Consider the following 23,283-nt stretch of genomic DNA (forward strand, 5'->3'; position numbering starts at 1 on the left):
AGGGGCGCCGTCGCAGACCTGCGACGGCGCCCCTTCGTCTTGTCCAGAGTCAGCGGCGCACGGTCACGCAGCGCTGCGCCGACCAGGCCGTGAAGCTCCCGCCCGCGCGGCCACGGGCCGAGAAGCACCAGGTCGACCCGGGCTTCTTCGTGACCTTGGTCGACTGGACGCCGTCCGCGACCTCGATGCGCTTCCAGTCGCCGTACGTCCGTCCACGGTCGCGACGCTCCCGCACCTGCCAGTCGGGGGCGAACGCCCAGGCGGTCTCCCAACCGACGCGGTACGTCGTACCCGTCCGGACGGTGCGCGCCGGCTTCACCATGCGCGTGTAGGCGTCCGGCGCCGTGAAGTCGAAGCGGTAGGTACCGCGCGCGTCGTTGACCGCGAGGAGGAGGTCGCCGTCGCGATCACCGGTGCTGAGCGCCGACCCACCGACGGCCGCCGGACGTCGCGGCGAGACGAGCCGGACGCCGTCCGACCACGACTTCGTCCCGGCCGGGAGGTGCTTGACCCGGACGACGCCGGGCTCGCCCTTGCGCTGGATCGACACCGTGAGGTTGCCGAGGTACGACGCAACCACGTCGGTCGCACGGCCGCGCGTGCCCGGCACAAGCACGGGCTTCTCCAGGTAGCCCGACCCCGGCCGGTCCTCCTGCCACAGCACGAGCCCGTCGTTGGCCCGGGCCTCGCGCCAGCCGACGGTCAGGGTGCCGAATGCGTCGACGAGAACCGTGGGCGCCGGTCGCTTCGCCGAAGGTCCGGTGAGGGTGCGGGGGTTGGTGAAACCGCGCCGACCGGTCGTCTCGTCCACGACCCCGTAGTCGTGCAGGGTCACCGAACCGTCGGTGCCCTGGGAGACCAGACGGCGACCGCGGTCCGTCGACACGAAGTCGACGTAGCGGGCGTTGCCGACCCGCTCGGGCGGCAGGCCGTCGTCGGACACCATGAGGTCACCACTTGCGTCGGTCCAGAAGCCGAGCACACCGTCGTACGGGACGTACTGCGTGCCTGCGGGGCCGAAGGCGGGCCGCGAGGACCAGGACGGGAGCGACGGGTTGTCGTTCGACGTGCTGCCAGGGAAGCGCTGGTGGACGGTCCCGGCGTAGGCGATGAGGCCGTAGCCCTCGTAGGCATCGGCCTCGACCTGCGGCGCCGGCGCACCCTCGACGGCGGGACCGAGGTCGACCGGGTCGGCGTGCAGCGTGCCCTCCGTCTCGGCGCCGGGGTTGTCCGGGTAGTGCAGGAAACCCCACAGCCGGCCGTTGGCGACGTAGGCACCGAGCGTGTAGCCGCCCGCGGGGATGCTGTCGAAGGAGAGCTGGTCGACGGTCGCCGGGAGCGCACGCGGTTTGCCCCAGCGGCCGTTGTCGGTGTGCTCGCGCAGCCGCCAGGTGTCGGCCCCGGTCGCGCCGCCCACCTGGCGTGCCGCCAGTGCCCAGGTGCCGCCGTCGGCGGCGACCTGCACGTCGTCCGCCGCGCGCTCCGCGGCCTTGACGGTCCGGGCGCCGTCCCAGCGCGACGGTGCGTTGTCGCGGTCGGCGGCGGCGGTGGTCGGCACCTGTCCCGCGACGCCGGCGGCGACGACGAGCGAGAGGGATGCGCCCAGAAGGCGTCTTGTTCGCATGGAGATACTCCCCCGAGTCGAGTCTGGCGGGTCCACCCTGCGGGACGGACCCGGTGGTCATCGTGACCCCTACCTGTGTGACGCCCGAGCCGGGCCCTTCGTCACACGCGGCACCGAAACTCTACGTGGCCGACACCCACACCGCCTCGACGCGGTCCGGCGCGTCCGGCGGGGCCACGTACGACCGCGCAGACACCCGGTCGCGTCCGAGCGCCTTGGCCTCGAACAGCGCCTGGTCCGCCTGCGTCATCGTCTCCGCGAGCTCGACGCCGAGCTCGTGCTGCGTGACGCCGGCGACACCCACGCTCACCGTCACCCGCTCGCCCGAGGTCGGCATCACCGCCTCGGCGATCGCGCGCCGCAGCCGCTCGGCGACCGCTGACGCCTCGTCGTACGGCGTCGCCGGGAGGAACACGCAGAACTCCTCGCCGCCGAACCGCGCGATCAAGTCGTCCGCCCGCACCTGGCTGCGCAGGGTGTCGGCGACGACGACCAGCGCCTCGTCGCCGACGAGGTGGCCCCAGGCGTCGTTGTAGCGCTTGAAGTAGTCGAGGTCGACGAACGCGATGCTCCACGGCTGCCGCCGCGCGATGCAGCGCTCGCGGCCGAGGACGGCGAGCCGGCGCCACGACTCGAAGCGCAGCAGGCCGGTCTTGTCGTCGACCTCCGCCTGCTCGCGCAGCGAGTCGTGCAGCGCCGCACGCTGCGCGAGACCGTAGACCGGGATCACCAGCAGCACGAACCACGGCCCGCCGGTCCAGATCGCCGCGAACAGACCGCCGAGCAGCAGCACCGACGCCTCGGTGGTGTAGAAGGACCGGCTGCGCAGCGTGCGCCGCAGCCACTCCTCGTCGCCCGCGTGGTTGAGGTACGCCGACAGGTGGAACAGCCCGGTCTCGACGGCGAGGAACGCCACCGCGGCCAGGACCACCGCGACGGTCCCGCTGAACCCGTTCCCGTGCACGAAGTTGGTCTCGTCGCCCATCACGAAGGCGGCGAACACTCCGGCGACGAACCCGGCGATGACGAGGTACGCCGCCGACCCGACCCACTTCCACAGCGGGACGCGAAGGCCGCGCCAGCGCGCGTGGGCGTAGGAGATCGCCACGACCGGCACGAGGTACGGCGTGGGCAGCAGCAGCGCCGACGTGAACGCCCACGCCGAGAGCGCCTTGTGCGGACGCTGGCTGTCGACCAGGCCGCCCTCGGCGATGCGGCCGAGCTCGACGTTGAGCGCCGACAGCAGGACGAGCAGCAGTGCGGTCAGGATCGGCTGGTGCGCCGTACCGGTGCGGCCGGCGTCGGCCAGCGCGAAGGGGACCACGAGGGCGACGGCGATCGCGGCCACGATGAGCACCTGGACCCGCAGCGGCGTCGCCGAGAACGCGGACCGCTCGGCGGTGTCCGCGCCGGCGGTGCCCGAGTCCCCGTTGGCGCTCACGCTGGGATGCTCCCACAGGGGGCGCTGCAGGGCCGGGATAGCGTCGTGTCCATGACGTTCACGGGCTTCCCGGTCGCCGCCCTCGACTTCTACGACGACCTGGAGATGGACAACACCAAGTCGTTCTGGGCCGCGCACAAGGAGACCTACGACGCCGCGGTCAAGACGCCGATGACCGCGCTCGTGTCGGCGCTGGAGGAGGAGTTCGGGCCGGCCAAGATCTTCCGGCCCTACCGGGACGTGCGGTTCGCCAAGGACAAGACGCCGTACAAGACCCACCAGGGTGCGTACGTCGCGATCGCCCCCGCGACCGGCTGGTACGTGCAGGTCTCCGCCCCCGGCGTCCGCGTCGGGGCCGGCTTCTACGACGCGGACTCGACCCGGCTGGCGGCGTTCCGCGACGGCGTCGCCGACGACCGCACCGGCCCCGAGCTGGAGAAGATCCTGAAGAAGCTCACCCGGGCCGGCTGGGAGGTCGGCGGCGAGACGCTCAAGACCTCGCCGCGCGGGTACGACGCCGAGCACCCGCGGATCGAGCTGCTGCGGCACAAGTCGCTGACCGTCGGCCGCGACTACGGCTTCGAGCCGGTGATCCACACACCCGAGCTGCTCGACAAGGTGCGCAAGGACTGGCGGGCGGCCCGCCCGTTCGTGGACTGGGTGGCCGCCCGCCTCTCCTGAGCGTCAGGCCGCGGTCGTCACCGTCGGCGCCTCGGCGGGCTCGAGCGCAGTCGCGACGATCTGCCGGACGTCGGCGACCAGGTGCACCGTCAGCGCCTCCAGCACCTCGGCCGGGACGTCGTCCAGGTCGGGCTCGTTGCGCGCCGGCAGGTACACCTCGGTCAGGCCGGCCCGCTGCGCGGCGAGCAGCTTCTGCTTCACCCCGCCGATCGGCAGCACTCGCCCGGTCAGCGAGACCTCGCCGGTCATGCCGACCTCGCCGCGGACGTTGCGCCCGGTCGCGAGCGACACCAGCGCGGTCGTCATCGTGACGCCGGCCGACGGCCCGTCCTTCGGTACGGCGCCCGCCGGCACGTGCAGGTGCAGCGGACCGGTCAACGACGCCAGGGCGGCCTCGTCCAGACCGAGCTCGGCGGCGTGCGACCGCACGTAGGTGAGCGCGATCTGCGCCGACTCCTTCATCACGTCGCCGAGCTGGCCGGTGAGGTCGAGCCGGGTTGTGTCACCCGGCAGCGACGACGCCTCGATGTAGAGGACGTCTCCGCCCATGCCGGTCACCGCCAACCCGGTCGCGACACCCGGCACCGAGGTGCGCTCGTGCGCCTCCGGTGTGAACCGCGCGCGGCCGACCAGGTCCTTCAGGCGTGGCTCGTCGACGACCACCGGGGCCTCCTCACCCGAGGCGAGCCTCGTCGCGACCTTGCGGAACGCCTTGGCGATCAGCCGCTCGAGCTGGCGGACGCCGGCCTCGCGCGTGTGGTCCGTTGCCAGGCGCCTCAAGGCCTCCTCCGTCACAGACACCTCGTCCTCGCCCAGGGCCGCGCGCTCGCGCTGCCGCGGCACGAGGAAGTCGCGGGCGATCGCGACCTTGTCGTCCTCGGTGTACCCGTCGATCGTGACGAGCTCCATCCGGTCCAGCAGCGCCGGCGGGATGGTCTCCAGCACGTTGGCGGTCGCGATGAACAGCACGTCGCTCAGGTCGAGGTCGAGCTCGAGGTAGTGGTCGCGGAACGTGTGGTTCTGCGCCGGGTCGAGCACCTCGAGCAGCGCCGCGGCCGGGTCGCCGCGGTAGTCGGAGCCGACCTTGTCGACCTCGTCGAGCAGCACCACCGGGTTCATCGAGCCGGCCTCCTTGATCGCGCGCACGATCCGGCCCGGCAGGGCCCCGACGTACGTGCGCCGGTGGCCGCGGATCTCCGCCTCGTCCCGGACGCCGCCGAGGGCGACCCGGACGAACTTCCGGCCGAGCGCCCGCGCGACCGACTCGCCGAGCGACGTCTTGCCGACCCCGGGCGGGCCGGCGAGCAGCACGACCGCGCCGGAGCCGCGGCCGCCGACGACCTCCAGGCCACGCTCGGCGCGCCGGGCGCGCACGGCGAGGTGCTCGACGATCCGGTCCTTCACGTCGTCGAGCCCGTGGTGGTCGGCGTCGAGGACGGCCCGGGCCGCGGTGACGTCGGTGGCGTCCTGCGTGCGCGTGCTCCACGGCAGGTCGAGCACGGTGTCGAGCCAGGTGCGGATGTAGGACGACTCGGGGCTCTGGTCGCTGGCGCGCTCGAGCCGGTCGACCTCGCGCAGCAGCGCGGCGCGCACCTCGTCGGGCACGTCGGCGGCCTCGACCCGGGTCCGGTAGTCGTCGGTGCCCTCCGGCTCACCCTCGCCGAGCTCCTTGCGGATCGCGGCGAGCTGCTGCCGGAGCAGGAACTCGCGCTGGTTCTTCTCGACGCTCTCGCGGACGTCCTCGCTGATCTTCTCGCTCACCTCGAGCTCGGCGAGGTACTCCTGCGTCCACTCGACGAGCAGCTCGAGCCGGTGCTCCACCGACGGCGTCTCCAGCAGCTCGCGCTTGCGGTCCGTGGAGAGGTACGGCGCGTAGCCGGCGGTGTCCGCGATGACGGCCGGATCGGTCAGCGCGGTGAACGAGTCGACGATCTGCCACGCCTCACGGCGCTGCAGGACGGCGACGACGAGCTTCTTGTACTCGGCCGCGAGCTCGTCGGCCCGCGCCGTCACGCCCTCGTCGTCGACCGGGGTCGCCTCGACCCAGAGCGCCGCGCCCGGGCCGGTCACGCCGGACCCGATGCGCGCACGTCCGCCGGCCCGCAGCACGGCCGCGGCCGATCCGCCCCGGAAGCGGCCGACCTTCTCGATCGTGGCGGTCACGCCGTACGACGCGTAGCGGTCCTCGAGCCGCGGCGCGACGAGCAGCTGGTCGCCGCCCTCGCTGCGGGCGGCGTCGACCGCGGCCTGCGCGGCCTCGTCCAGCTCGATGGGGACGACCATGCCGGGCAGCAGCACGCCGTCGGAGAGGAACAGCACCGGGAGGCGCTGCGGGGTCTGGTCCATGCCTTCACCTCTGTTCTTGACAGGTGAAGGCTCAACTCTTGCGACCGCGCCGGTGTTCCGCCCGAACCGTCCTGTTCGCCCTGGGCGGAACCAACGGTCAGAACTTCACGAACCAGTGGTCCAGGACGTCCTCGGCGGGCGTGCCCGGACACAGCACGTTGTGGTCGCGGTCGTCGTCCCACCACTGGCCGATGACGGCCCGACCGCCCTGGAACCGCCCGGTGCGGCACATCCCGAGCGCACGGCGCTGGTTGGTCGGGCCGGCGCTGCGCCACTCGGGCAGGCCGTAGCGGGTGCCGCCCATGATCTGCCGCCACAACGTCGCGACGGAGTAGAAGCCGACCCTCAGGCCCGCGTCGCGGTAGGCCCGCAGGACGCCGTCGACCACCGGCTTGTTCAGCCGGGGCCGGGCCGTCCAGGGCGCCGGCGGGCTGACCGGCTCGACGTCGACCCAGACGGCCGGGGAGTCCAGCCCGACGGCCTGCATCTCCGCGACGTTGAGCTTCGCCTGGGCGTAGCCGGAGTTGTACAGCCGACCGCGCAGGGTCCGGTCGGAGCGCGGCCCGGCGTCGCCGTACAGGCGCAGCTGCTTGTCCGTCGGGTACGTCGCGACGGCGTACGCCGAGGCCCACATCTGGCGCTCGCGGGCGTACTCGACGTGCGAGGCGAGGCACGGGTTGGGGTGGAACGCCGGTCCGTTGGTGAGGCCGATGACCACGAAGCGGGCGGTGCCGCGCGGCAGCGGCTTGCCCAGGGTCTCGCGGGAGGGGATGCCGAGGCCCTTGGGGCAGTTCGGCCAGGAGATGTCCGCGCCGACGACCGGTCCCGGGCCGAGCCGGGCGGCGTCGGGCTCGGGCATGGGCGTGGCCGACACCGCGGTCGCGGCAGCCGTGACCGCCGCCAGGACCGCCTTGAGCAGCTCGCCGAGCACCCGTCTCCTCGTGGTCAGTGCGGCAGCCAGGCGTCCTCGGACTGGGTCCGGGACGTGACGGCCTTGGGCAGCTTGCCGTCCGCCAGGGCACGGATCGACACGTGCTCGAACACGTCGCGCAGGCTGCTGCGCGCGGCGATCCACACGTGCTGGAGGACGTCGGCGGACTCGTTGTAGGTGACCGCCTCGGGCCGCAGGCCGTAGACGCTGACCAGGGGGCCGTCGACCGCGCGGATCACGTCGGCGACGCTGACGGTGCTGGGGTCGCGGGCCATCCGCCAGCCGCCGGACTGTCCGCGCTGGCTCATGACCACGCCGGCACGGCGCAGGTCGGCGAGGATCGCCTGCAGGAAGCCGTGCGGGATGTCCTGGAGCCGGCCGAGCTCCTCGGCGCTGACCGGGGAACCCTCGCCCCGACTCGCGAGCTCGATGAGCGCGCGGAGGGCGTAGTCGGACTTGGCGGAGACGCGCATGGGCAAAGTTTGTCAGACAAGTACACAAAATGTGCGACAGGCTCCGCGCCCGGGGCGCCGGAGACGCCACTCACCCCGTCCGGTGACCCGGACGGGGTGAGCGTGGGAGCGGACCCCTGTCCGTCCGCTCTCGCTGTGGCACCCGTTTCTCCCCCTGCGTTCCGCCGGCTCTGGCCGGTCGGGGGATACGGGGCCCGGTGGAGGGTGCGCACCACCGGGCCCCGCACTCGTGGGCACGTCTCAGACGTGCACGACCTCCTGCTCCGGCGTGGTCTTGGCGACCCGCTCCTGCTTGACGGCCCAGGCGATCAGGACGACCCAGGCGACGAAGATGGCGGCGGCGGCGACGGCGACCATGCCGCCGGTGGCGCCGAGCGCCTCGAGGATGGTCTTGGCGTTGGTCAGGATGATCAGGCCGCCGGCGGCGACACCGAGCACGCGGGGCGCGATGTGCCGGACCAGCCAGGCGGCGAACGGCGCGGCGATGGCACCACCGACGAGCAGCGCGGCCGCGATGTCCCAGCGGATGCCCTGGCTGCCGAGCGCGAACAGGAAGCCCAGCGAGCCACCGACGGCGACGACGAACTCGGAGGTGTCGATCGAGCCGATGACCTTGCGCGGCTCCATCCGGCCGGAGGCCAGCAGGGTCGGGGTGCCGACGGGGCCCCAGCCACCGCCGCCGATGGCGTCCATCAGGCCGGCGACGAGGCCGAGCGGGACGAGGAACGGACCGGAGACCTTGCCCGAGAACGACGGCCGACGGCCGCCGAGGCGCAGGAAGCGGTAGAGGACGTACAGACCCAGCGCGAGCAGCAGACCCGCGACCCAGGGCTTGGCGGCGTCGCCGTCGATGCTGGCCAGGAAGGTGGCGCCGGCGAAGGCGCCGATGCCGCCGGGCACCGCGATGATGCTGACGGTGCGCCAGTCGACGTTGCCGAGCTTGTGGTGGCTGATGCCGGAGACCAGCGTGGTGCCGATCTCGGAGAAGTGGACGGCGGCCGACGCTGCGGCCGGCGCGATGCCGGTGGCGAGCAGGAGCGTCGAGGAGGTGACGCCGTACGCCATGCCGAGGGACCCGTCGACGAGCTGGGCAAAGAAGCCCACCAGGCCGAGAACGATGAGACTGCGCATGAAGGTTGCACCCTTTCAAGGCGGATTCGGACAGTGAACCGCGTTTGTCTAGCAATTTTGTATCTCTAGCAGTTCAGTACGTTAATGACCCGCCGGCGCAAAAGTCAACCAAGTCAGTCGTGTTGGGCGTGTCACACCGGTTCCCGGCCGCGCGGCACGCTCCTTCTATCCTCGGCACATGAGCAGCGAGCCGGGGCGGGCACGCGTCGTCGTGCACGTGGGAGTCCCCAAGAGCGGTACGTCGTTCCTCCAGGCCACGCTGCGCGAGAACGCCGACCGGCTCGCGGAGCAGGGCGTCTGGCACCCGGCGCAGCAGCACCGTGGCATGTTCCACGCCGCCCTCGAGCTCACCGGCAACCATCCGGGGTGGGGGGTGCCGCAGAAGCGCATCGACGGCACCTGGGCCGAGCTGTGCCGCGAGGCGCTGCGCCGCGGCGGCACCACGGTCTTCAGCCACGAGCTGTTCAGCAACGTCGCCGCGAAGGACGTCGGACCGGCGCTCGCCCACCTCGACGGCGCCGACGTGCACGTCGTCGTCACCGCGCGCGACCTGGCCCGCCAGCTGCCCGCCGAGTGGCAGGAGGGCGTCAAGCACGGTCGCGGGCTGCGCTTCGACTCGTTCCTCCGGCGGGTGCTCGACCCCGCCCGCTCGCACACCCACGCGCAGAAGTTCTGGCGGCACCAGGACATCGCCGAGATCCTCGACCGCTGGGGCGGGTCACTCCCGCCCGACCACGTGCACGTCGTCACCTGCCCGCCGCCGGGAGCGCCGCGCGACCTGCTCTGGAAGCGGTTCTGCTCGGTGGCCGACATCGAGCCGGGTTCGGTGACCTTCCCCGCGGTCGGAGCGAACACCTCCCTCGGCGTCAACGCCGTCGACGTGCTCCGCCGGGTGAACCGCCGGCTCCGCCAGGGCGACGCGCCCCCGCACCTGCGGCGCACCGTCAAGCAGGTCCTGGTCAACGAGGCGCTGCGCTCCGACGACTCCGACCGGGTCGCCACGCCGACCGCCGCACTCCCGCAGCTGCAGGCGATCACCGACGGCTGGCGCAAGCGGATCGAGGAGGCGGGGTACGACGTGGTCGGCGACCTGGCCGACCTCGACCCTCAGCCCCCGACCGGGGGCGTCGCGGCCGACCACCGGGTGACCCCGCGGGCCTCGCGGGACGTCGCCGTCGACGCGGTCGCCGTCCTGACCAAGGAGGTCGCCGCGCTGCGGGCCGAGGTCAAGGAGTTCCGGGACGCCCGCGAGGCACGCGCCTCGACCTCCACCGCGCGGCGCGTGGCGCGCGCGGTGAGGCGGCGGCTGCGCCGCTCGCGGTAGGTCGGGTCGGTCGCCGGGTCTTGCCAGCCGGGCCGGTCGGGCTGAGGCTGGCCGCATGAGCGAGCAGGCCGGCGAGTCCGACTACGGGTACGACCTCGTCCACGAGGAGGTCGTCGCCGCGCGGCCGACACCCCCGCCCGACGCCGGCCGACCCGCCGCACCCGACGTGGGCCCCGAGCTCGAGGACGGGGGCGACCTGTCCTACGACCTCGCGCACGAGGTGCCGCGCGCCGAGGAGCAGGGCTCGGGCTCCTAGGGTCGCGGGACGGTCAGCGCGGGCGCGTCCCCCGGACGAGGTCGAGGAACTCGGCGCGGCTCGACGGGTGGGTGCGCAGGGTGCCCAGCAGTGCGGAGGTGACGGTCCGCGTCCCGGGTGCCCGCACCCCGCGCAGGGTCATGCACGTGTGCTCGGCCTCGATGACGACGCCGACCCCGCGCGGCGTGAGGTGCTCCTGGAGGTGCTCGGCGACCTGCTTGGTCAGCCGCTCCTGGGTCTGGGCACGATGGCTGTAGAGGTCGACGACGCGGGCGAGCTTGGACAGCCCGAGGACGTGGTCGGCCGGCAGGTAGCCGACGTGCGCGACCCCGACGAACGGGAGCATGTGGTGCTCGCACAGCGACCGGACCGGGATGTCCTCGACGACGACCAGCTCGTCGTACTCCTCGGAGTTGGGGAACGTCGTGAAGTCGAACGACGGTGCGGTCAGCATCTCGGCGTACGCCGCGACCATCCGGCGGGGCGTCTCGCGCATGTGTGGCGAGTCGAGCGGGAGGCCGAGCGCGGCGAGGAGGGTCGTGGCGGCGGCTTCGGCGGTCTCGCGGTCGACGTCGACGTGGGGGGCCGACATCCGGGCCCGCAGGGGCAGCACGTGCGCCTCCGGCTGACGCGAGCTCATGCGACGTCCGGCGCGGTACGGCGGGCCGCGGCGAGCCGGGCCAGGGCGAGCGCCGCGACGAGCAGGCCGAAGTCACGCAGGGCGATGTCGTAGTACTCGCCCATCGTCACGAGGTTGACGATGATCCCGAGCAGCCAGGCGGCGACGACGTACCCGCCGAGGTCGGGTCGCACGGCGACCAGGATGCCGGCCACCACCTCGACGACGCCGACGACCAGCATCGCCTGGTGGGCGGTGCCGGGGACGAGGTCGTTGACCCAGGGCGCGAGGTACTGGTCCCAGTCGGTGAGGAGGCCGGCGAACTTGTCCAGCCCGAACGCGATGGGCGCCACCGTGAAGACGGTGCGCAGCAGGAGGAAGGCCTGGTCGGCGCCGCGGGACGCGCCGACCGCGGTGGTGGACGAGGACTGCGGGATGTCGGTGTGTGCCATGGCGGGCTCCTCACTTCTAAAAGGTAGATTCTTGAACGCTAGAACCTCCTCCACTGTTTCGTCAAGATGCTCGTCCTTTAGAATGTGGACGCGAGAGTGGACGCCGGACCGGACGGACCAGGGAGGCGATGTGACCGACGAGCTGGGCGAGCAGGTCGCGAGCGTCGCCGTGCTGGCCGAGCCGGCCCGCTGGCAGCTGTACCGGTACGTCGCCGCGTCACCGGAGCCGGTCAGCAGGGAACAGGCCGCGGCCGCGCTGGACATGGCGTTGCACTCCGCGAAGTTCCACCTCGACCGCCTGGCCGACGAGGGACTGCTCGAGGTCGAGTACCGCCGGCTGACCGGCCGCACGGGGCCGGGGGCGGGTCGACCGTCGAAGCTGTACCGGCGCGCGGACCGGCAGGTGAGCATCGCGCTCCCGGGGCGTCGCTACGACCTGGCCGGCGACCTGCTCGCCGCGGCGGTGGAGCGCTCGATGCGCGACGGCCGCCCGGTGCGCGATGCCGTCGCCGAGGTCGCTCGCGAGGCCGGCGTCGAGCTGGCCGCCGACCGCGGGACCGCGAGTGGCGATCTCGAGCTCGTCCTCGACGTCCTGACCGGCCTCGACTACGAGCCGCGGCTCGACGCCGGACAGGTCTGCCTGGCCAACTGCCCGTTCGACCGGCTCGCCAAGGAGCACACCGAGCTGGTCTGCGGGATGAACCTCTCCCTGCTGACCGGGGTCGTCGACGGGCTCCGGATCACCACGCTGCGGCCGCGGCTCGACCCCGAGCCCGGCTACTGCTGCGTGAAGCTCGCCGGCTCGCCTCCGGAGACCTCCCGGACGGCGACGGGCGAGTTCTCCAGCAGCACGAGCGCGAGGTCGTCGTCGAGGGGCCGGCCGCCGGAGACGTGCTGACGCAGCCGCGCCAGCAGGGCTTCGAGTCCCTCCTCCGCCGTCCCCCCACGCACGACGGTCGCCGCCTCGAGCAGCGGCAGGAACTCCCCCTCCGCGTCGCGGGCCTCCGCGAGGCCGTCGGTGTACATCAGGAGCCGGTCACCAGGCGACCACGGCACCGTCGCCGTGACGTACTCCCCGGCGCCGACGCCCAGGCCGAGCGGCAGGCCGGTCGGGGACTCGACGTACCGGGCCGGCCCGACCTCGGGCACGAGGATCGGCGGCGGGTGGCCGCAGCTGGTCAGGACGACGGTGTCCGGTTCGGTCACGTCGACGAGCAGGGCGGTGACGAACTCCTCGTCGTCGAAGAACGGGGTGAGGTAGGTGTTCATGTCGTCCGCGATGCTGTCGGTACCGGCGTAGAGCGCGGCCGCCTGCCGGAACGAGCGGATGACGCGAGCGGCCTGCTCTACGGCGGCGATGCCCTTGCCGCGGACGTCGCCGACCAGGAAGCGGGCGCGGTGGCCGACCAGGGAGCAGTCGTACAGGTCGCCGCCCACGACCGCGTCCCGGGCCGCGGAGACGTACTGGCTCGCGACGGCGACCCGCTCGGTCGCCGTGGGCAGGGTGGGCAGGATGGCGCGTTGCGCCACCTCGGCGATGGCCGTGATCCGGGCCAGTCGTTGCTCGCGGCGCACCCGGACGGTGGCGATGACGACGGCCGCCGCGGCGACCAGCGCGACGTTGGCGACGCGCACCCAGGTCTGCGTCTCGTCGAGGGCGCCGTCCCACCAGCTGGTGGCGAGGACGGCCAGCACCGAGGCGACGCCCACGACTGCGGTCACGCCCCCGGGCAGGAACGCGCACGCAAGCAGCGGCGCCAGCCCGAACGTCGGCGACAGCGTGACCGGCAGCGGCGTCGCCAGCTCGGCAGCGACCAGGACGGCCAGCAGACCGAGGGCTGCCAGACGTTCTCGCTGCAACCGTGTCTCTCCCACCAGTGCCGTCGACCCTCCTCCCCCGCGATGCCCCGCAGTCTGGACGAGTCACTGCGAAGCGTACGCCGACGAGCCTGCCCTCGTCCGCGTAACGCGGAACCACCCGCGCGCCGGAGCGCGTGGCTAGGCTCGGGCGGTGCAGCCACTCGAGGAAGCAGTGGACGAAGCGGCGGCGCGCACCGGGTTCTCCGGCGTCGTCCGCGTCGACCGGGCGGGCGAGAACGAGGTCCTCCGGGCCTACGGGCTGGCCGACCGCGCGCACGGCATCCCCAACACCCACGAGACCCTCTTCGCGACCGCGAGCGGGACGAAAGGCTTGACGGCCCTGACCGTCATGGCCCTCGTGGAGCGGGGGACGCTCCGGCTCGACACGACCGCCCGCTCGTTGCTCGACGCGGACCTGCCCCTGATCGCCGACGACGTGACGGTCGAGCACCTGCTGGCACACCGGTCCGGGATCGGCGACTACCTCGACGAGGGCGAGCTGGACGACAGGAACGCCTACGTCGTGCCGATCCCGGTGCACGAGCTGACGACGACCGAGCAGTATGTCCGCATCCTCGACGGACACGCGACCGTCTCCCCGGCCGGGGAGCGGTTCGCCTACAACAACAGCGGCTACGTGGTGCTGGCGCTGCTGGCCGAGCGGGCGAGCGGCGTGGCCTTCCACGAGCTCGTGCGCACGCTGGTCTGCGAGCCCGCGGGCATGGTCGACACGGCGTTCCTCCGCTCCGACGAGCTGCCGGGACGCGCCGCGCTGGGCTACCTCTCCGCCGACGACCTCAGGACGAACGTGCTCCACCTCCCGGTGCTGGGCTCCGGGGACGGCGGGCTCTACTCGACCGCCACGGACTTCATCGCCTTCTGGGACGCGCTCTTCGCCGGCCGGATCGTCGCGCCGGAGCGAGTCGCCGAGATGGTGCGACCGCACAGCGACTGGCCGGAGGAGTCCAAGCGGTACGGGCTCGGGTTCCACCTCGACGCGACGGGCGACGGCGTCTGGCTCGAGGGATCCGACGCGGGCGTCTCGTTCGACAGCCTGCACCAGCCCTCGTCGTCGATCACCTACAGCGTCATCTCGAACCGGACCGCCGGCGTGTGGCCGCTCGTCAGGTGGCTCGACGAACGGCTCGGCACCTGAACGCTGCGGGCCGCGCCGCTAAAACGAGCTCGGGCACGTCGGAGACCGGCCGGTCCTACTTGCTCAGGTGGGGCTGTCCACCGTGGCGTCGTTGGCCCTCTGCTTGTTCCTGGACTCGAGTGCCTCGTGCGGCAGATCTTTGGTGAAGGCAGCCGAAAGCAGGGCCAGGAATGCCGCCGCGAGCAGTCCGGCCTTGAGGGACTGCAGCTGTGCGGCCTCGTAGTCGTCGACGAGCGCCTCGGTGGTCGGCTCGTCCAGTCCGGCTTCACGGGCGGCTGTTGCGACCTGGTCTGCGGACACGAAGTCGACTCCGGACCCGACCGCGACGCCTACCTGCTCGGCGACGGTATCGCTGATCCGCTGGTCGGAGGAGATGTTGGAGACGAACGCCGTCGTGAGCCCGGACAGCACGATCGCCCCGATCAGAGCGACCCCCAGCGACGAGCCGAGTTGCTGGCCCGTGAACTGCAGTCCGCCGGCTTCGCCACGGCCGGAGGCGTCGACGGAGGACTGCACGACGTTCCCGAGCTGGGAGGCGATCAATCCCATTCCGACGCCAAGTACCGCCATCGACCAGGCAAAGCTCGAGCTGTCGAGCTCCGGGTCGATCGTGGCCAGAAGCATCACGGTCGCGATCGTGGTGGTCGCCAGACCGGTGCGCACGATGGACCGGATGGAATAGCGGCCGGAGAGTCGTGACCCGGCTGCGGAGGCGAGGAACATGGTGATCGATACCGGGAGCATCGCGAGGCCCGTCTCGAGGGCGTCGAGGCCGATCACGAGCTGCAGGTAGAGCGGAATGGTGAAGAAGACGCCCATCAGGATCAGGTTCTGACTGAACAAGCCGATCAGACCGGACCGCAGGGGGGCGATCGTCAGCAGCGCAAGGTGCACCAGCGGATCGTGGTCGCTGCTGACCCGGTGCCCCTGCCACGCCGTGAACGCCCAGAGCAGAGCAGCCCCGGAGCCGATGACGAACACCGTGAGCGAGAAGCCGAACGGTGTCACCGGGGAGTCTTCGGTGGGTTTGACCCAACCCCAGGTGCTTGACTGAAGCACCCCGAGGACGACCAGGCCCAGGCCGGCGGCGGACAAGAACGTGCCGACGATGTCGAGCCTCGGTGCCGGGCCGTCCCGGCCGGCGTCGGCGACCTTCGGCGTCATCACCAGGATCAGCCCCACCAGCAACACCTCGCCGGCGAAGATGATCCGCCAGGAGTACTCCGTGGTCGCCCAGCCGCCCAGGATCGGCCCCACGGCGATTCCTGCTCCCGCGACCCCGCCGATGACGGCGTACGCGACCTTTCGCGAGGCCCCCTCGAAGTTCCCGGCGATCAACGCCACCATGGCCGGCAGAACCAGTGCGGCACCGACCCCCTCCAGGACCGACCAGCCGAGGGTCAGGACGGCCACCGTCGGCGCCAACGCCGTCACGGCCGAACCGCAGGCGTAGATGATCAACCCGACGACGAACGCCTTCCGCCGGCCGATGATGTCGCCGACCTTGCCGCCGGTGAGCATGAACATCGCCATCACGAGGCAGTAGAAGGTGATCACCGCCTGGATCGTGGTCACTGTCGTGTCGAAGTCGGCCACCAGCGCGCTGATCGACACGTTCATCGCCGACTGGTCCAGCACCATGACGAACTGGGCGATGGCCAACGCCACCAGCGGCAACCAGCTCTGCCTCGACCTGGGTACGGTCTGTCGCTTCTGGGACGCACCGGTAGTCACGCCGTCATTCCTCCTCGGTGCGAAGCCCGATCCCCGCGGCGTTCGTAGTGACTCCGGCGAAACCGTAGCCACTGCTGCGAGACGACCGAACCACCCTCACGGGGTGAAGTGACCGCTGCTGGTCGGTGCACTTTGCGACGAAACGCACCGATGGCGCCTGCAGCGACCCTTCGGCCAGGCATGGGGCGCGGCCCAACCGCCGGTCTGTCCCCGACTCCCCGGACCGCGCCACAGGGTGACGCCTCGCTCACGCAGCGGCGTCGTGAAATCCAGGCAGCCAGGTGACGGCCTCGTCGGCGACTCGGACGCGTGCGCCCAGAGTGCACAGCACACCGGTGGTGCCGGCCAGGACGCGCTGGACCAGCAGGTAGTGGGCTGGGACGTGCAGGTGCCGCTGCACCCGGGCGGCGGTGCCTCGGGGGTCGGAGAACCGCGTGGTCTGTGAGCGCAGCCAGCCGCGGGAGAACGCGAACCGGGGCACGCGCAGCGGCGCCAGCAGCGGGTCGAGGGTCTCCACGAGCCGCTGACCGCTGACGGTTCCGGGAGCGACGAGCCCTCCGTCGACCATGACCGCAAGAAGAGCGGTGGCGTCCCGGTCGACCGCGGCCCGGAGCAGCTCTCCCAGGCGTGGTGGCCACCCGTGCGGCAACGCGAGCGTGGAGCCGAAGTCGAGCACCACCAGGCGCCCGTCGTCGGTGAGCCGGAAGTTGCCGGGGTGTGGGTCGCCGTGCAGGCGTCCCACTCGGGCGGGGCTGGACAGCAGGAACCGCACCAGCAGCTCACCGGCCCGGTCGCGCTGGGGCTGGGTGCCGGTGCGCGCCACCTCTGCAATGGGGGTTCCGTCGACCCACTCGCTGACCAGCACCCGTCCGGTGACCGCGACCACCTCGGGGACGACGAAGTCCGGGTCGTCGACGAGGGCGCGGTGGAACTGCGTCTGTGCGGTTGCCTCCTGCTCGTAGTCGGTCTCGGCCATCACGCTGGCACGCAGCTGCGCGAACAGGTCACGGGCAGGCACCCCGGGCGCCGCGACCCGGATCAGCGGTGCGAGCCGGTCCAGCTGGCGCAGGTCGACCGCCAGCGCGTCGCCGGCGCGCGGGTACTGCACCTTCACCGCCACCGCGCGCGAGTGCTGCCCGCCGGACCAGGAGGCACGGTGGACCTGCCCGATGCTGGCCGCCGCGGCGGGGGTGTCGTCGAAGTAGAGGAGCTGGAGACGCCAGTGCGGGCCGAGATCCTCGGCCAGCACTCGGTGGATGACGCCGGGCGGCAGCGCCGGCGCCGCCTCCTGGAGCCGGGTCAGCGCCTCGCCGTAGGGGCCGGCGACCTGGTCGGGCAGTGCGGCCTCCATCGCGGACAGCCACTGCCCGACCTTCATCGCGCCACCCTTGAGGTCGCCGAGCGCCGTGAACAGCTGCTCGGCGGTCCGCGCCTGGACCTGTTGGGTGAGGAGCTCGGCCGGCTGTCCGCCGAGCCGGCGGCCCAAGCTCGCGGCCCGGCGGCCGACGTGGGCGGCGGGCAGTGCGGCCAGCCGGGCCGCGCGAGCCAGACCGCGGGTGGGCAGGTCAGGCATGCCGGCCTCCTCGGTCACACCCGCACCGCGCCGGGCGGCCGGGTTCGCAATTCGGATGGGGGTGGTTCACGGTCCCGGCTTGGGAAGCCAGACGGTTGCCGGGCATGGCGGTGACTGACCCCAGCACGAGGGCGACCCGGGGCTGTGGCTGCACGCGCGGACGCTGGCGCGCCTTCGTGCAGCACGTCGGCTGCGTCCACCGGGTGGGTGCCGGGCGGCGGGGCTGGGTCGGGACGGGCGACATCGGGGGCCTTTCGGAGTCGGCGACTGATGTGCCGACCAGACTTCCCGGCGCTCCGTCGACCATCGTACGTGCACCGGGGCGGGCTCCACGAGCACCGCAAGGGCGGCGGCCGGCGCGTCCGCCACCAACACGCGTCCGCGTGGGACGACTGGGTCGAAGGTCCTGCCTGCTCGGGTCCCGCGCCTGTGGCGACGCCGGGACGCCATGGCAAGCCTGGAGACAGGACCAACCCCGGCCGCCGTGGTCGCCGTGGTCGCCGTGGTCGCCGTGGAGAGGAGCACTCGATGCGCAAGCATGTCGTCGTTCTCGGAGCCAACTTCGCGGGGCTCACCGCCGCCCTGTCGGTGCGCCACGAGCTGCACGGCGACGTGGATGTCACCGTCGTCTCACCGCGGGCGAACTTCCTGTTCACGCCGAGCCTCATCTGGCTCCCGTTCGGCAAGCGTGACCGCGGCGACATCACCTTCGATGTCGAACCGACCCTGCGCCACCACGGCGTTGACTTCGTCCAGGCCGCCGCTACCGGCCTGGACCCGACGGCCCGGACCGTGACACTGCAGGACGGCAGCACACTGCGCTACGACTACCTGGTCATCGCGACCGGGTACCGCAACGACAGCGACGTCGTCCCCGGGTTCGCCGAGAACGCGGTCACCATCACCACCCTCGAGGATGCCGAGCGGGCCGGTCACGCCTGGGAGCTGTTCCTGCGGGACCCGCGCGACGTCGTGGTCGCCGCCACCCAGGGCGCCGGCTGCTTCGGAGCGGCGTACGAGTTCCTGTTCAACCTCTCGTTCCAGCTGCGTCGACACGACCTGCACCAGCGGGTCAAGCTCACCTACGTCACCGCGGAGCCGTTCCTCGGCCACTTCGGCATCGGCGGGCTGCCGCACGGTGAGCAGCTGCTCGGCATGTTCCTTCGCAAGGAGGGCATCGACTCGCGCCTCAACGTCGGCATCGACCACGTCGCGCAGGACGCCCTCGTCCTGGAGACCGGGGAGGAGGTGCCGTTCGGGTACGGCATGGTCGTGCCGCCGTTCCTCGGTCAGGAGTGGCTCACCGCCGTGGACGGGCTGACCGACGCCAAGGGCATGGTCGCCGTTCGCGACAGCTACCAGACGCTGAAGTACGACGACGTCTACGCCGTCGGCGCCGCTGCCGCGGTGGAGGTGCCCTGGACGACGCCGACGCCGGTCGGCATCCCGAAGACCGGCTTCCCGACCGAGGTGATGGCCCACGTCGCCGCGCGGAACATCGCCGCCCAGATCCGAGGCGAGGAGCCGACCGACGAGAAGGCGTTCGGCGACATCAAGGCCATCTGCGTGATGGATGCCGGGAACAACGGCGTGGTCATCCTCGCCGACAAGATGCTGCCGCCCCGCAAGCACGGCGTGCTCATCCCCGGCCCGCAGGCGCACGTGATGAAGCTCGGGTTCGAGAAGTACTTCCTGTGGAAGATGCGCAACGGCTACGTCCAGCTTCCCTGAACGCCGGGCGGCGTCCGCCTGCGTGACGACCGGACGGACCAATCACGCCCAGAGACCGTCCCCGACCGGCTCCGGCTGCCCGGGGCCGCAGCACTCTCGGCCCGTCGCCACCCGCACGCAGCGTGTCAGGTCGTTGCCGTGCTCGGCTTCCCGCACATACGTGCACCACAACACCCGTCGGCCGGCTTTCGGAATCGAGGGTTGAGATCCCTACTCGCGGGTAGCATACTGGTGTTACTGACGAGTAGTAACCGGCTGCACGGCAGCCGGCCGCACCCACGGACCCGCCCCGGGACCCCCGTTCCCCGAGATTTCGAAGGTGGAGCAGTGAGCCACTACAAGAGCAACATCCGCGACATCGAGTTCAACCTCTTCGAGGTGCTCGGCCGCGACCAGGTGCTGGGCACCGGCCCCTTCGAGGAGGTCGACGTCGACACCGCGAAGTCGATCCTCGCCGAGGTCGACCGGCTCGCCCGCCAGGACCTCGCGGCGTCGTACGAGGACAGCGACCGCAATCCGCCGGTCTTCGACCCCGAGACCAGCACGGCGCCGATCCCCGAGTCGTTCAAGAAGAGCTACCAGGCGTGGATGGACGCGGAGTACTGGCGCCTGTCCCTGCCCGAGGAGCTCGGCGGCCAGCCGGCCCCGTCGTCGCTCAACTGGGCGATCGGCGAGCTGGTGCTCGGCTCCAACGCCCCGATCTGGATGTACGCCTGCGGCCCGAGCTTCGCCTCCATCGTCAACCGCAACGGCAACGAGCGCGACAAGCGCATCGCCCAGCACATGGTCGACCGCCGCTGGGGCGCGACCATGGTGCTGACCGAGCCCGACGCGGGCTCCGACGTCGGCGCCGGACGCACCAAGGCCGTGCAGCAGGACGACGGCTCGTGGCACATCGAGGGCGTGAAGCGGTTCATCACCTCCGGTGAGCACGACATGGCCGAGAACATCGTCCACCTCGTCCTCGCCCGTCCCCAGGGCGTCGAGGGCGTCGGCGGCCCCGGCACCAAGGGCCTGTCGCTCTTCGTCGTGCCGAAGTTCCACTTCGACCACGAGACCGGTGACCTGACCGGCGAGCGCAACGGCGTCTACGTCACCAACGTCGAGCACAAGATGGGCATCAAGGTGTCCAACACGTGCGAGGTCACCTTCGGCGAGAAGGAGCCCGCCAAGGGCTGGCTGCTCGGCGAGGTGCACAACGGCATCGCGCAGATGTTCCAGGTGATCGAGAACGCCCGCATGATGGTCGGCACGAAGGCGATCGCGACCCTCTCGACCGGCTACCTCAACGCGCTCGACTACGCCAAGGAGCGCCAGCAGGGCCCCGACCTGACCCGCGCGTCCGACAAGACCGCACCGCGCGTCACGATCACCCACCACCCCGACGTCCGCCGCTCGCTGATGACGCAGAAGTCGTTCGCCGAGGCCATGCGGGCCCTGGTGCTCTACACCGCGTCGTGGCAGGACCGCGTGCAGGTCGCCGAGCACAAGGGCGAGAAGGACGAGCTCGCCGAGCGCGTCAACGACCTGCTGCTCCCGATCGTCAAGGGCTACGGCTCCGAGCGCTCGTGGGTGCTGCTCGGCACGGAGTCGCTGCAGACCTTCGGCGGTTCCGGCTTCCTGCAGGAGTACCCGATCGAGCAGTACGTCCGCGACGCCAAGATCGACACCCTCTACGAGGGCACCACGGCGATCCAGGGCCAGGACCTGTTCTTCCGCAAGATCGTGAAGGACCAGGCGCAGGCCCTCGGGTACGTCGCCGGGGAGGTCGAGGCCTTCCTCAAGAGCGAGGCCGGCAACGGGCGGCTCAAGGTGGAGCGCGAGCTCCTCGCCGAGGCGCTGGAGAACGGCCAGGCGATCGTCGGCACGCTGATCAACCAGCTGATGTCGGCCGACCCCAACGCCGAGGGTGGCGACCTGCGCAACATCTACAAGGTCGGTCTCAACACCTCGCGCCTGCTGATGGTGCTCGGCGACATCGTCTGCTCGTGGCTGCTGCTGCGCCAGGCCGAGATCGCGCTGGAGAAGCTGGGCGGCGAGGTGTCCGGCAGCGACAAGAGCTTCTACGAGGGCAAGGTCGCGGCGGCGCAGTTCTTCGCGCGCAACGTGCTCCCGAAGGTCGCGGCCGAGCGGGCCATCGCCGAGTCCACCGACCTGTCCCTGATGGACCTCGACGAGGCGGCGTTCTGACACCCGCCTGACCGACGTACAGCGAAGGGCCGCTCCCCCTGAGGAGCGGCCCTTCGTGCTTGTGGTGCGAACGGGTCAGAGCAGGAAGATCAGCAGCAGGACAACCGCGATGATCAGCGCCGCGATGGCGATGTTGCGAGTGCTCACCTGTTCCTCCTCCCCAGGTCCGAGGTCGAAAGACGCCCGGGTCGTCCCGGGCGCGCACCAGTCAGTACCCCGTTCCGACGCGGGTCACACCTCGCGGCGCCCACGAACGGATTGGCGTGACGCCGTTCGGGGTATCAACCACGACGGGAGGTCACTCCACCATGCATCGAGGCGGCGCCGGCCGCCCCAACAGCAAGGAGACATCATGGGTATCGGACTGGGCATCGTCCTGCTCGTCATCGGCCTGATCCTGGTCATGGGTGTGGTCCAGATCGACATCGGCTTCATCGACGACACGGGCCTCGGGTGGATCCTCGTCCTCGTCGGCGCGCTGGCTGTCGTGCTCGCGCTGGTGATGAACAAGCAGCGGTCGGAGACCAAGCACGTCGAGGAGCGTCGCTACGACGGTCCGCCGCCGCGCTGACCGCGCACCACTGACGACGAAGGGCCGCCCTACTACCGAGGTGGGGCGGCCCTTCGGCTTGTCGCCGGCTACTGCGTGGCCACCCACGCGGTGCGGCCCTCGGACCCCGAGGCCCAGCAGCCGCCGGGGACGCAGACCACGGAGTGGTACCCGGTCCGGCTCCACGTCGTCCAGGACCTGCCGCCGTCGGTGCTGACGTCGCTGCCGGTCGGCCCGACCGCCACGAAGGCGCGGCCGCCGCCGTCGACCCAGTCGGAGCCCGAACGGTAGCCACCGAGGTCGCCGCCGGACTTCCAGGCACTGCCCTTCCGCTTGTACGACGCCGCCTCGGTGCCGTTGTCCGGCTGCTCGAAGTCGCCGCCGACCGCGACGCCGACGCGCTTGTTCTTGAAGGACAGCGAGAACACGCCGCCGGCGTTGGTCGCCGGGATCGTCTGCGACGTGACGCTCCAGGTGTCGCCCTTGTTCCTCGAGTGGTAGACGCGCGCCGCCGCACCGCCGGACGCCATGTAGGCCTGACGCCCGGTGATCGTCAGGCAGGTACCGCTGGCGGCGAAGTTGAACTCACCCTCGAACGCCGCCGGCATCTTGCTGTCCTTCAGCACGCTCCAGCTGCGTCCGCTGTCGGTGGTCCTGATGATCCGGAACTTCCCGTCGACCGGGTCGCTGACACCGAGTCCGGTGCGGCCGCCGGGGTAGAAGTCGATGCAGTTGTAGAAGGCGTCCTTGCTCTTGTTCTGGAAGGTCTTGGTCCAGGTCTTGCCGCCGTCGGTCGTGCGGTAGACGCGTGAGGCCTTGCCCTCGCCGATCGCGAGCACGCTCGCCACGCGGGCGCTGCTCGCCTCGACGTCGCGGAACGCCAGGTCGGCCCCGACGTCGGGCCGGACGTCCTGCCACGTCTTGCCGCCGTCGGTGGTGCGGTAGACCGCGCCCGGTCCGCCGTCGTCCGTGATGTTCTCGCCCGCGATCCAGGCTGTCGTCGCGCTGACGGCGTCGAGCCCGCGGAAGCTCTGGTCCTTGTCGACCCTGGTCTTCTGCCACTTCCAGGTCGTCGGGTCGGAGGTGTCGGCCTGCGACGCGGTCGCCGCAACCGAGCTGAGGGAGAGGGGGATGGCAAGGCTGAGCGCCAGGGCCCCGAGAAGTGTGCGCATGGTCGGCACCCTTCCGGTGCCCGGGGCTCCTGTCCAGAG

The 23,283-nt window shown here is 71.6% G+C and carries 19 protein-coding genes and 1 pseudogene; 8 read left to right on the forward strand and 12 right to left on the reverse strand.

Translation table 11 applies throughout. The features are described 5' to 3' along the window. Positions 1-49: 49 nt before the first annotated feature. Positions 50-1,624, reverse strand: a complete 1,575-nt coding sequence (locus ETU37_RS16370) for a hypothetical protein (RefSeq protein WP_129988407.1) — start codon at positions 1,622-1,624, stop codon at positions 50-52. Positions 1,625-1,745: 121 nt separating this feature from the next. Next, a complete protein-coding gene (locus tag ETU37_RS16375) occupies positions 1,746-3,065 on the reverse strand; it encodes a GGDEF domain-containing protein (protein WP_129988408.1) in 1,320 nt (439 codons plus the stop codon). A 51-nt stretch (positions 3,066-3,116) separates the two neighbouring features. Between ETU37_RS16375 and ETU37_RS16380 the strand changes: the two genes are divergently transcribed. After that, complete coding sequence (locus tag ETU37_RS16380; protein WP_129988409.1) at positions 3,117-3,746, forward strand: DUF2461 domain-containing protein; 630 nt, start codon at positions 3,117-3,119, stop codon at positions 3,744-3,746. 3 nt (positions 3,747-3,749) lie between these two features. Here the strand turns inward: ETU37_RS16380 and lon are convergent, their stop codons facing one another. The 4 genes from lon to ETU37_RS16400 all read right to left on the reverse strand — a co-directional run bounded on the left by lon (position 3,750) and on the right by ETU37_RS16400 (position 8,627). Next, positions 3,750-6,092: an endopeptidase La gene (gene lon / locus ETU37_RS16385; RefSeq protein ID WP_129988410.1), complete on the reverse strand. Its 2,343-nt coding sequence runs from the start codon at positions 6,090-6,092 to the stop codon at positions 3,750-3,752. A 97-nt stretch (positions 6,093-6,189) separates the two neighbouring features. Beyond that, the gene (locus ETU37_RS16390; RefSeq protein ID WP_129988411.1) at positions 6,190-7,023 is read right to left on the reverse strand and encodes a type 1 periplasmic-binding domain-containing protein; all 834 of its coding nucleotides are present in this window, start codon (positions 7,021-7,023) and stop codon (positions 6,190-6,192) included. Positions 7,024-7,037: 14 nt separating this feature from the next. Then, the gene (locus ETU37_RS16395) at positions 7,038-7,496 is read right to left on the reverse strand and encodes an RrF2 family transcriptional regulator (protein WP_129988412.1); all 459 of its coding nucleotides are present in this window, start codon (positions 7,494-7,496) and stop codon (positions 7,038-7,040) included. A gap of 240 nt (positions 7,497-7,736) precedes the next feature. Continuing rightward, entirely contained in the window at positions 7,737-8,627 is an 891-nt protein-coding gene (locus ETU37_RS16400; protein ID WP_129988413.1) for a sulfite exporter TauE/SafE family protein, read from the reverse strand. Between the two features lie 178 nt (positions 8,628-8,805). On the opposite strand from ETU37_RS16400, the gene ETU37_RS16405 reads away from it, so the two are divergent. Next, entirely contained in the window at positions 8,806-9,951 is a 1,146-nt protein-coding gene (locus ETU37_RS16405; protein ID WP_129988414.1) for a hypothetical protein, read from the forward strand. 55 nt (positions 9,952-10,006) lie between these two features. Beyond that, positions 10,007-10,207: a hypothetical protein gene (locus tag ETU37_RS16410; protein ID WP_129988415.1), complete on the forward strand. Its 201-nt coding sequence runs from the start codon at positions 10,007-10,009 to the stop codon at positions 10,205-10,207. Positions 10,208-10,220: 13 nt separating this feature from the next. Here the strand turns inward: ETU37_RS16410 and folE are convergent, their stop codons facing one another. Then, the gene (gene folE, locus ETU37_RS16415) at positions 10,221-10,847 is read right to left on the reverse strand and encodes a GTP cyclohydrolase I FolE (RefSeq protein WP_129988416.1); all 627 of its coding nucleotides are present in this window, start codon (positions 10,845-10,847) and stop codon (positions 10,221-10,223) included. After that, complete coding sequence (locus tag ETU37_RS16420) at positions 10,844-11,278, reverse strand: hypothetical protein (protein WP_129988417.1); 435 nt, start codon at positions 11,276-11,278, stop codon at positions 10,844-10,846. Before ETU37_RS16420 ends, folE begins: the two co-directional genes overlap by 4 nt. 130 nt (positions 11,279-11,408) lie before the next feature. On the opposite strand from ETU37_RS16420, the gene ETU37_RS16425 reads away from it, so the two are divergent. After that, the gene (locus tag ETU37_RS16425) at positions 11,409-12,176 is read left to right on the forward strand and encodes a helix-turn-helix transcriptional regulator (protein WP_129988418.1); all 768 of its coding nucleotides are present in this window, start codon (positions 11,409-11,411) and stop codon (positions 12,174-12,176) included. Positions 12,177-12,178: 2 nt separating this feature from the next. On the opposite strand, the pseudogene ETU37_RS23920 reads toward ETU37_RS16425, so the two are convergent. After that, positions 12,179-13,153: pseudogene (locus ETU37_RS23920) on the reverse strand (PP2C family protein-serine/threonine phosphatase); the annotation flags it as partial. A 136-nt stretch (positions 13,154-13,289) separates the two neighbouring features. On the opposite strand from ETU37_RS23920, the gene ETU37_RS16435 reads away from it, so the two are divergent. Beyond that, positions 13,290-14,294: a serine hydrolase domain-containing protein gene (locus ETU37_RS16435; RefSeq protein ID WP_129988420.1), complete on the forward strand. Its 1,005-nt coding sequence runs from the start codon at positions 13,290-13,292 to the stop codon at positions 14,292-14,294. A gap of 63 nt (positions 14,295-14,357) precedes the next feature. On the opposite strand, the gene ETU37_RS16440 is transcribed toward ETU37_RS16435, so the two are convergent. After that, positions 14,358-15,962, reverse strand: a complete 1,605-nt coding sequence (locus tag ETU37_RS16440; RefSeq protein ID WP_206053978.1) for an MFS transporter — start codon at positions 15,960-15,962, stop codon at positions 14,358-14,360. Between the two features lie 313 nt (positions 15,963-16,275). Beyond that, positions 16,276-17,601 carry an ABC1 kinase family protein gene (locus ETU37_RS16445; RefSeq protein ID WP_129988421.1) on the reverse strand — a complete coding sequence of 442 codons (1,326 nt, stop codon included), beginning with the start codon at positions 17,599-17,601 and terminating at the stop codon, positions 16,276-16,278. A gap of 528 nt (positions 17,602-18,129) precedes the next feature. On the opposite strand from ETU37_RS16445, the gene ETU37_RS16450 reads away from it, so the two are divergent. The 3 genes from ETU37_RS16450 (at position 18,130) to ETU37_RS16460 (ending at position 22,093) form a co-directional block, all read left to right on the forward strand. Continuing rightward, entirely contained in the window at positions 18,130-19,332 is a 1,203-nt protein-coding gene (locus tag ETU37_RS16450; protein WP_165372564.1) for an NAD(P)/FAD-dependent oxidoreductase, read from the forward strand. A 327-nt stretch (positions 19,333-19,659) separates the two neighbouring features. Beyond that, positions 19,660-21,522 carry an acyl-CoA dehydrogenase gene (locus tag ETU37_RS16455; RefSeq protein WP_129988423.1) on the forward strand — a complete coding sequence of 621 codons (1,863 nt, stop codon included), beginning with the start codon at positions 19,660-19,662 and terminating at the stop codon, positions 21,520-21,522. Positions 21,523-21,874: 352 nt separating this feature from the next. Next, on the forward strand, positions 21,875-22,093 hold the full coding sequence (locus tag ETU37_RS16460; protein WP_129988424.1) for a DUF6458 family protein: 219 nt from the start codon (positions 21,875-21,877) through the stop codon (positions 22,091-22,093). Positions 22,094-22,161: 68 nt separating this feature from the next. Here ETU37_RS16460 and ETU37_RS16465 read toward each other — a convergent pair whose 3' ends face one another. Continuing rightward, positions 22,162-23,244, reverse strand: a complete 1,083-nt coding sequence (locus ETU37_RS16465; protein ID WP_129988425.1) for a beta propeller repeat protein — start codon at positions 23,242-23,244, stop codon at positions 22,162-22,164. Positions 23,245-23,283 lie beyond the last annotated feature (39 nt).

Source organism: Nocardioides iriomotensis (assembly GCF_004168035.1).
Classification (GTDB): domain Bacteria; phylum Actinomycetota; class Actinomycetes; order Propionibacteriales; family Nocardioidaceae; genus Nocardioides_B; species Nocardioides_B iriomotensis.